Genomic DNA, 7,587 nt, shown 5'->3' on the forward strand with positions numbered 1-7,587 from the left:
AGCGGGTGTTCGCCTCCTCCACTCCCTTTTGCCATGCCCGGAATCTGTGCGCACTATGGCGCGCGTTCTCGCTCCTCGCGGGCACGGTCAGAAGCATCTCCGACGCCTGGCGCAGCGGCGGGGTGCAGTGATGGGCGCGGATCGTCCGGTGTCGAGTGCTTCCGCCATGAGGGACTCCTCGGTGCTGCGTCACGTGCACCGATGCACCGAACCGAAGGGCTACGTCTCCCCGACGACTGACGATCCGCTCGGCATGTCCCGCAGCGGAGAGCTCTCGACGGGAGCTCGTGGCGGTGGCTTCGCGGTGAGTCGGACGATGCTCCGTACGTGTCGCGCGTATGGTCGGCCCTCTGGCACGGACTTGCAAGGCGGTCGACCGGACGGGTCGGTACGTTGCCAGGCACCGAGGGAGAGTCCTAGCGTCGTTGCCACGAGCAGATGGCTCAGCCGGGCACACTGACCGGCGAACAGGAAGGGAGTTTCATCATGGCTGATCAGAACAACTCCGGACAGTTCGGCAACCGGAACGACACCGAGCAGCAGGCCCAGAAGGGCGGCGAGGCCAGCACCGGTAGCTTCGGTGAGAAGAACTCGGCCGACCCGAGCCAGGCCGGCCGGCAGGGCGGCCAGGAGTCCTCTGGCAGCTTCGGCGAGAAGAACTCCGCCGATCCGAGCCAGGCCGGTCGCCAGGGCGGCCAGGAGAGCTCGGGCAGCTTCGGCGAGAAGAACTCCGCCGACCCCAGCGAGGCCGGCCGCAAGGGCGGCCAGAGCTCCTGAGGCCCGTGAGGCTCAGCTCCTGCGCCCCGTGAACGTGGAGGGGGACAGCCGGATGGCCGTCCCCCTCCACTACGCGCACCTTCCCCGCCTCGACCGTGCGGCCCGACCCGACCTACAGGAGCATCCCATGTCCTTCGCCCCCACCCGTGCTGTCGTCGTCGGTTCCGACTCCGGGATCGGCAGGGCCACCGCGGTCGCCCTGGCCGAGGCCGGGATGGACGTGGGCATCACCTTCAACACCGACCGGCAGGGCGCCGAGGGCACGGCCGAGGAGGTCCGCAGCCACGGCCGCGAGGCGGTCGTCGCCCACCTCGACACCTCCGACCTCGAGAGGGCCGGGGGCGTCGTGGACCGGCTCGTCGCGCAGCTCGGTGGGCTCGACGTGTTCGTGCAGTGCTCGGGTGCAGGCCACAGCACGCTGTTCCTGGACACGCCGCTGGAGACCTGGCGCGACGTCATGGCCGTCGACCTCGACGGCGCGTTCGTCTGCCTGCAGGCCGCCGCCCGCCACCTCGTCCAGGCCGGGAACGGCGGACGGCTCATCGGCGTCACCAGCGTGCACGAGCACCAGCCGAAGGTCGGATCCTCCGCCTACGACGCCGCCAAGCACGGTCTCGGCGGCCTGCTGAAGACCATCGCCCTCGAGCTGGGCGAGCACGGCATCACGGCCAACGCCGTCGCGCCCGGCGAGATCGCGACCCCTATGACCGGGCAGACCGACCAGGACCCCCGCACCGAGGAGCGCCCCGGCGTGCCGCTGCGACGGCCCGGGGACGCCCGCGAGGTCGCGGCCGTCATCGCCTTCCTCGCCTCCCCCCAGGCCTCCTACGTCACCGGAGCCTCCTGGGCCGTGGACGGCGGGATGCTGCAGATGGGGCCGCAGGGCGCGGCGGCGACGGCCGACGACGCCTGGCGCCGGCCCTGAGACCGGACGGTCCCGTGACGCCGGCGGCACCGTGAGCGGTCATGCGCCGTCCGGCTCGCTCCGTTCGACAGGACGTCCTCCTCGGCAGCGCCGCCGGCCGGTCGCCCAGGAGCCCGGTTCGCGGGACCCGGCTGGGGGGCAGCCGTCTGCCGGTCGCGGGCCGCCCCGTCGACGGCCTCGTCCAGTCGGTCCCGGCGACGCCGAGCAGGAGCACCGGCGCCCCGAGATGTCGCGGAGCGACCGCCTGATCGGCGCCCTTCCGCCGAGCATCTCCCGTCGCTCGGCGACGCGGGCGCTGCCGCTGGATGGTGGCCAGTGCTCGACGCGGAGCACGAGATCTCGGGCGATCTGGCCCGATGACGAGGACATCGGTGGCAGGATCGGTCGTGGTCATGGCCGTGTTACCACGGGGGCGGCGTGCGAGGAAGGGTCATGGACCGGTGGATCGTCCTGCGCAGGATCGTGACGGCAGGGCCGGCTCGACGGCTCGCGCGGCACGTGCCAGCCTGACGGCATGTGCCGCAGCATCCGACCCCTCCACAACGTGGAGCCCGGAGGCGACCTCGCAGGAGGTGCACGATGCCGCACTGCAGCACGTGCGCAAGGCCAGCGCGATGACCAGGCCCTCGCAGGCCAACGCCGAGATGCTCGAGCGGGCGGTGGCGCAGATCGTCCACGCCACCGAGCACCTGCTCGCCGATCTCGTCACCTCTGCGCCGCCGAAGGACCGCGAGGTCGAGCGGGAGAAGGCCCGGGCCCGCAGCGCGAAGCGGTTCGGGACGCCCGCCGCGTCCTGAGCCGGGGGCGGCGTCTGCACGAAGGGGACTCCAGCAGCATGCCGCGGAGCTCAGCTTCACGCCGTGCCGCTGGAGTCCCCTTTGTGCAGGCCGGCCCCGGCCAGCGGCCCGTGCCGGGTCAGCAGACCGCGGGGACCCCGTCGGTTGTCGTCGGCGCCTCGACGGCGGTGCGCGCCTGCTGGCGGCGGTGCACGGCGAAGGACCAGCCGGCGATGCCGAGTCCGGCGATCGCGAGGGCAACGCCCGTCCAGGCCGGGGCGAGCAGTCCCCAGCCGGCGGCGAGCACGGCCGCGCCCAGCGCCGCGCCGAGGGAGTTGCCGATGTTCAGGGCCGAGTGGTGCAGAGCCGCGGCGAGCGAGGGCGCATCCGGCGAGGCGTCCAGCAGGAACAGCTGCAGCGAGGGGCCCATGAACTGCGAGGTGATCGCGAGGGCGAGCAGCAGGAGCATCCCGGCGATCGCGTTCTCGGCCACGAGAGCGAAGACCGTGAGGCTCACCGTCATGCCGATCAGGCCGGTGAAGATCGTGCCGTAGAGGCTGCGGTCCGCGGCGCGGCCCGCGAGGACGTTGCCGATCGTCATGCCGACGCCGAACACGAACAGCGCCACCGGCACTGCCCGTTCGCCGAGCCCCATCACCCCTGGCACGATCTCGCCGATGTAGCTGTACACCGCGAACATGCCGCCGAACCCGATCGAGCCGATGCCGAGCGCGAACCACACCTGCGCCCGGCGCAGCGCTCGCAGCTCGCCGCGGATCGAGCCGGTGACCCCGGCGCCCTCGGGCTCGGGCACCAGTTGCCAGATCGCGATCGTGCTGAGAGCGGCGACGACCACGACGATCACGTAGGCGGAGCGCCAGCCGACGACCTGCCCGAAGGCGGTGGAGGCGGGCACGCCCAGCATCGTCGCGATCGTCAGGCCCAGCATCACCAGGGAAACGGAGCGGGCGCGCCGTCCGGGCGGGGAGAGGCGAGCTGCGACCAGCGAGGCGACGCCGAAGAACGCGCCGTGGGGGAGGCCCGCGACGAAGCGCGCGGCGGCCAGCACCGAGAACGTCGGCGCGATGGCGGAGAGCAGGTTGCCCAGCCCGATCAGCGCGATGAGCAGCACCAGCAGCCTCGCGCGCGGCATCTTCACGGCTGCGATCGTCACCAGCGGTGCGCCGATAACCACGCCGAGCGCGTACAGGGTGATGAGCATCCCGGCCTGCGGGGTCGAGACGTCGAGGTCCCGCGCGATCTGCGGCAGGAGCCCCATCGAGGCGAACTCGGTGGTGCCGATCGCGAAGGCGCCGAGCGCCATCGCGAGGATCACCAGGCGCAGGCGTCCGGGGGAGAGCGGCGCCTGGGGAGCGTGCGGCTGCGTCATCGGGGGACCTCCAGCGGCGGGACGGGGTGGGGACTCGCTGCCGACGCTGGAAGCGGAGGGGGACCCACCGATCGTAAGGGCGGGGGAGGGGCCCGGGCCAGGGCGGGGTGAGGGATGGAACGGGGTCGGGCAGAATCCCCTCATGGCACGCACCCTCGCTCCCGGCCAGCGCTCCCGCATCTTCACCCTCGACGTCGACAGCGGGGAGAGCACCCTCGTCCACGAGTCCGCCGAGACTCTCTACGAGGCCCCGAACTGGTCCCTGGACGGCGCCTCGCTGTACGTCAACGGCGGCGGCCACCTGTTCCGCCTCCCCGTCGGCCCGGGCTCCGCGCCGGAGCGGATCGACCTCGGCGACCTCCCCGAGCTCAACAACGACCACGTCCTCGACCCCGACGGTGAGCACATCTTCGTCTCCTGCATGGACTGGCACATCTACCGCGCCCCGCTCGCCGGCGGCCCCGCCCGACGGATCACGAACGACGACGGCCGGCTCCACTTCCTCCACGGCGTCAGCCCCGACGGCGTAACCCTCGCCTACATCGGGCTGACCGCCGATGCGGAGGGGAACTGGTCCCCGCCGAACGTCTTCACGATCCCTGCCGCGGGCGGTGAGGACGTGCAGCTCACCGACGACGAGTTCCCCGACGACGGATCCGAGTACTCGCCCGACGGGCAGTGGATCTACTTCAACTCCGAGCGGGCGCGCATCGTTCCCGGCCACGCCCAGCTGTTCCGCATGCGCCTCGACGGCACCGGCATCGAGCAGCTCACCTCCGACGAGCGCGTGAACTGGTTCCCGCACGTCTCGCCCGACTCCAGCCGCCTCGCCTATGTCAGCTTCCCGCCCGGCACCGAGGGCCATCCCGCGGACAAGGACGTGATCGTGCGGCTGTGCGCCGCCGACGGGACCGGGACCCGCGACCTCGCCCACGTGTTCGGCGGCCAGGGCACGATGAACGTGCACAGCTGGTCCCCGGACGGCCGCTCGATCGCCTATGTGGACTACCCCGTGGACGGGCTGCACGACTGAGAGGACGCGGCCTGCTGCGACCGCTGCTCTGCAGACTCCCCGGGCCGCTCGCCGGGCCTCCCGGTACCCTGCTCGGAGCCGGTCGCAGCCGCCCGGCCCCCTCGATCCGATGCGGAGCGCCATGGAACAGATCACCGTCGCCGGACACCCCGAGCCGATCCCTGCCTCGCCCGTCGCTGCGCGCATGCTGCGCGAGCGCCTCGAGGAGACCCGCGAGAAGCGTGGGGCCGACGCGGCCGACAGGCTCGAGACCCTGGTCGGCGAGCGGATCGGCACTCTCCTGGCCGGCGGGATGCCCAGCATCGACGTGGCGACGATGCGCTCGATCGTGGAGTACATCGAGCTGCCCTCGGAGGACGAGCCCGAGCCCACCGGCCTCGGCAAGGTCTTCGCTGATCTGAAGGACAAGGCTGCCCAGCGCGGCTACGGCGGGCGCATCGGCTGACGTCCGTCGCCCCGCTGCGCGCCGAGATCCCGCTGCGCCCCAGGTTCCTGCCGTGCGCCGAGAGCCCGCCGAGAGCCCGCCGCGCGCCCCGCGCCTCGACCCCGTCGGACGCCCCATCGGCCGGGCGAGCCCGCGCCTCGACCCAGGCCCACGGCTTCCCTTATGGCGCCCATTAGCTAGCCTGGCGCGCATGATCCTCACCGGCCTCCTCCTCGGCGCCGTGCTCGGCTACGTCCTGCAGCGCTCCCGGTTCTGCGTGACCGGCGCGTTCCGCGACCTCTACCTCACCCGCTCCACCCGCTATTTCACCCCTTTCCTGCTCGCCACCGCGATCCAGGCCGTCGGCGTCGCCGCGCTGACCGGCACGGGCATGCTCGCCCCCGAGCCCGCCTCCTTCGCCCCGCTCGCCGTGATCGGCGGCGGACTGATCTTCGGCGTCGGCATCATCATGGCCGGCGGCTGCGCGACCGGCACCTACTACCGCGCCGGCGAGGGTCTCATCGGCTCCTGGGTCGCGCTGATCTTCTACGCCCTGCTCGCCGCCGTGATTAAGTACGGCCCGCTCGGAGGGTTCACCGAGGCCGCCCGCGCCCGTACCATCGCCGACGCGACGATCCACGAGACCCTCGGCGTGAGCGTCTGGGTCCCCACCCTCGTCTTCAGCGCGATCGTCGCCGTGCTCGTCGTGCGCCGGTACCGCGCCGCCAAGGCTCGTGCCGCCTCCGGCCGTCCCTCCGCGACGCTGCCGGCGCGTCGCACCGGCCTCGGCCACTATCTCGCTGACATCCCCTGGAGCCCCTGGGTGGGCGGCGCGCTGCTGGGCCTGATTGCGATCGCCGCGTGGCTGCTGTCCACCGCGGCGGGCCGCAACGGCGGGCTCGGCATCACCACCCCGTCGGCCAAGATCGTCACCTTCCTGACCACCGGGGACGTGACCCTCGTGGACTGGTCCGTGATGCTCGTGCTCGGCATCCTCGTCGGCTCCTTCCTCGCCGCGCAGCTCTCCGGCGAGTTCCGCTGGCGCGTCCCGGACGCCCAGACCATGCTGCGCAGCGCCGGCGGCGGCGTCGCGATGGGCGTCGGCGCCGCGCTCGCCGGCGGCTGCACCATCGGCAACTCCCTGGTGGAGACCAGCCTGTTCAGCTACCAGGGCTGGGTCTCGCTGGTCGCGATCATGCTCGGCACCTGGGGTGCGGCCTGGTTCTTCCTGCAGCGGCCGCAGCGCGCCGCCGCGAGCAGCCGCCCCGCCCCGGTGCTCACCCCCGCCTCCTGATCGTCCCGCTCACCGCACAGCCCCTGGAACTGCCCCGACCCTCCTTCGGAAGGACCGCTCCCATGGCTGCCTACCCCCTCCAGACCAACGGCTCCGTCTGCCCGTTCCCGCTGATCGACGCGAAGAACGCGATGCAGCAGCTGAACACGGGCGACGACCTGATCATCGACTTCGACTGCACCCAGGCCACCGACTCCCTGCCCCAGTGGGCGGCGACGGACGGCCACGAGGTCGTCGCCTTCGACCGCACCGGCGAAGCCGGCTGGACGATCACGGTCCGCAAGGGCGCCTGAGAGCCCGGCCGACGCCTCCGACGGGCCCTGCTGCGAGAGTTCTCGCGGCGGGTCCCGTCGGGCGTTCGGATCCTGTCGTCCGCTCAGCCGATCCGCTCAGTCCCCGTAGCGCAGCTCGACGCGGCGGTCCGCCGCGTTGCTCGCCTCGTCCCCTCCGCCTCCGGCGGCGGACGGCTTCGTGTCGCCGTGCCCGGTGACCTCGAGGGTGAGATCGGGACGCTTCGCCGCGAGCGCGTCGGCGACCGCCTGGGCGCGGTTCTCCGAGAGCTGCTGGTTGTCGAAGTCGTACTGCGAGCGGTCCACCGGCAGCGAGTCGGTGTGCCCGCCCACCTGCACGGTCGCACCCTCGGGGATCTCCGCGGCGAGCTCGACGATGCGGGCCGCGGCCCCGCCGGAGAGGTCCCAGGCATTGGAGGCAAACAGGATGTCAGCCTCGAGCACGATCACCTCGTCCTCGGCGGGCTCGCTGCCGCCGAGCTCCGTGATCGAGCGGGCGGGGTCGTACTCGGTGATCGAGCGTGCCGGGTCGTAGACCGTGATCGAGCGCTGGAGGATCTCGTCGGTGATCTCGAAGGGCTGCTCGCGCGGCCCCTCCGTCTCGCCCTCGGCCAGGGCCGCGGGCGCGCCGAGGGCGAGCAGCAGGGCGGATGCCGCGAGCGAGGCGGCGGCCGCGGT

General features: G+C 72.5%; 8 protein-coding genes and 1 pseudogene. 7 read left to right on the forward strand and 2 right to left on the reverse strand.

Features of this window, described 5'->3' with window-relative positions; genetic code table 11:
• Positions 1-486 precede the first annotated feature (486 nt).
• The 3 genes and pseudogenes from HMPREF3159_RS18205 (at position 487) to HMPREF3159_RS11200 (ending at position 2,499) form a co-directional block, all read left to right on the forward strand.
• Positions 487-777 (forward strand): hypothetical protein, encoded by a 291-nt coding sequence (locus HMPREF3159_RS18205; protein ID WP_062948161.1) that lies wholly within the window; start codon positions 487-489, stop codon positions 775-777.
• Positions 778-904: 127 nt separating this feature from the next.
• On the forward strand, positions 905-1,702 hold the full coding sequence (locus HMPREF3159_RS11195) for an SDR family oxidoreductase (RefSeq protein ID WP_070501093.1): 798 nt from the start codon (positions 905-907) through the stop codon (positions 1,700-1,702).
• Positions 1,703-2,216: 514 nt separating this feature from the next.
• A pseudogene (locus HMPREF3159_RS11200) lies at positions 2,217-2,499 on the forward strand (DUF2277 domain-containing protein).
• 118 nt (positions 2,500-2,617) lie between these two features.
• On the opposite strand, the gene HMPREF3159_RS11205 reads toward HMPREF3159_RS11200, so the two are convergent.
• Complete coding sequence (locus HMPREF3159_RS11205) at positions 2,618-3,868, reverse strand: MFS transporter (RefSeq protein ID WP_070501094.1); 1,251 nt, start codon at positions 3,866-3,868, stop codon at positions 2,618-2,620.
• 142 nt (positions 3,869-4,010) lie between these two features.
• Here HMPREF3159_RS11205 and HMPREF3159_RS11210 point away from each other — a divergent pair, with 142 nt between their 5' ends.
• From HMPREF3159_RS11210 to HMPREF3159_RS11225, 4 genes are all read left to right on the forward strand, one after another.
• Positions 4,011-4,901 carry a TolB family protein gene (locus HMPREF3159_RS11210; RefSeq protein WP_070501095.1) on the forward strand — a complete coding sequence of 297 codons (891 nt, stop codon included), beginning with the start codon at positions 4,011-4,013 and terminating at the stop codon, positions 4,899-4,901.
• A 121-nt stretch (positions 4,902-5,022) separates the two neighbouring features.
• Positions 5,023-5,346, forward strand: a complete 324-nt coding sequence (locus HMPREF3159_RS11215; RefSeq protein ID WP_070501096.1) for a hypothetical protein — start codon at positions 5,023-5,025, stop codon at positions 5,344-5,346.
• 190 nt (positions 5,347-5,536) lie between these two features.
• Positions 5,537-6,619, forward strand: a complete 1,083-nt coding sequence (locus HMPREF3159_RS11220) for a YeeE/YedE family protein (RefSeq protein WP_070501097.1) — start codon at positions 5,537-5,539, stop codon at positions 6,617-6,619.
• Positions 6,620-6,681: 62 nt separating this feature from the next.
• Complete coding sequence (locus HMPREF3159_RS11225) at positions 6,682-6,912, forward strand: sulfurtransferase TusA family protein (protein ID WP_070501098.1); 231 nt, start codon at positions 6,682-6,684, stop codon at positions 6,910-6,912.
• A 96-nt stretch (positions 6,913-7,008) separates the two neighbouring features.
• On the opposite strand, the gene HMPREF3159_RS11230 is transcribed toward HMPREF3159_RS11225, so the two are convergent.
• Positions 7,009-7,587, reverse strand: a 579-nt coding sequence (locus tag HMPREF3159_RS11230) for an OmpA family protein (protein ID WP_070501099.1), incomplete at its 5' end; no start/stop codon positions are given.

The sequence above is a fragment of the Brachybacterium sp. HMSC06H03 genome, assembly GCF_001807385.1.
Taxonomy (GTDB): domain Bacteria; phylum Actinomycetota; class Actinomycetes; order Actinomycetales; family Dermabacteraceae; genus Brachybacterium; species Brachybacterium conglomeratum.

Bases quoted from the DNA above. Each gene is read 5' to 3' on its own strand.
- HMPREF3159_RS18205 (WP_062948161.1), top strand. From the start codon at position 487: ATGGCTGATCAGAACAACTCCGGACAGTTCGGCAACCGGAACGACACC.
- HMPREF3159_RS11195 (WP_070501093.1), top strand. From the start codon at position 905: ATGTCCTTCGCCCCCACCCGTGCTGTCGTCGTCGGTTCCGACTCCGGG.
- HMPREF3159_RS11205 (WP_070501094.1), bottom strand. From the start codon at position 3,868: ATGACGCAGCCGCACGCTCCCCAGGCGCCGCTCTCCCCCGGACGCCTG.
- HMPREF3159_RS11210 (WP_070501095.1), top strand. From the start codon at position 4,011: ATGGCACGCACCCTCGCTCCCGGCCAGCGCTCCCGCATCTTCACCCTC.
- HMPREF3159_RS11215 (WP_070501096.1), top strand. From the start codon at position 5,023: ATGGAACAGATCACCGTCGCCGGACACCCCGAGCCGATCCCTGCCTCG.
- HMPREF3159_RS11220 (WP_070501097.1), top strand. From the start codon at position 5,537: ATGATCCTCACCGGCCTCCTCCTCGGCGCCGTGCTCGGCTACGTCCTG.
- HMPREF3159_RS11225 (WP_070501098.1), top strand. From the start codon at position 6,682: ATGGCTGCCTACCCCCTCCAGACCAACGGCTCCGTCTGCCCGTTCCCG.